General features: G+C 40.4%; 2 protein-coding genes. Both read right to left on the bottom strand.

The window, feature by feature from the left end; all coding sequences use genetic code 11:
* Positions 1–19 precede the first annotated feature (19 nt).
* Entirely contained in the window at positions 20–226 is a 207-nt protein-coding gene (locus tag DYY66_RS07250) for a hypothetical protein (protein WP_166287546.1), read from the bottom strand.
* A gap of 66 nt (positions 227–292) precedes the next feature.
* Positions 293–478: hypothetical protein (locus tag DYY66_RS07245; protein ID WP_166287543.1), on the bottom strand; the 186-nt coding region annotated here is incomplete at its 5' end.

The raw sequence follows: 478 nt of genomic DNA, 5'->3' as shown, positions 1-478 counted from the left end.
AAATTTACCTGTATTGATTTTATTCAAATCCCATGATATGGCCAGTCTTGTTATTAATTTTGATTTTTTTGACGGTGTCTTTACCATATGAAGAAACCAGGAGCTCTACTATCCAGGTCTGGTCTACTAGAACTGATTTTTCTATCTTGATTACAGAATAGCTCTGGCTCAGAAAATCTTTTGCGATCTCTTCAGCTTGTTTGTTATTGAAATTTAGGACAAACATGTAGCCAGTAATTTATAGCTGTTTTCTTTATTTATTCATGTAGTAGAAATTCTCTGTACAATTCTTCTATTTTGATGCCCCTACCTCGAGTGCAACATCGTCCCACAAGTCACCACTGCTTGCAGTCCACTTGCAAGTGACAGCACCTGGCGTGGGTACCACTTTGGAGCTTGATGCGCCAGTGATGGCACTTGGCATGTGGGTATTCCAGTGCTGTGTGCCTGTTGAAGCACCAAGTGTTACACCACCATA

The sequence above is a fragment of the Candidatus Nitrosotalea sp. FS genome (assembly GCF_011319475.1).
Taxonomy (GTDB): domain Archaea; phylum Thermoproteota; class Nitrososphaeria; order Nitrososphaerales; family Nitrosopumilaceae; genus Nitrosotalea.
Note: the sequence above shows the minus strand (reverse complement) of the source record. Positions and strands in the feature narration are given on the sequence as shown.

Coding starts and splice junctions, on each gene's coding strand:
- DYY66_RS07250 (WP_166287546.1), bottom strand. CDS start 226: ATGTTTGTCCTAAATTTCAATAACAAACAAGCTGAAGAGATCGCAAAA.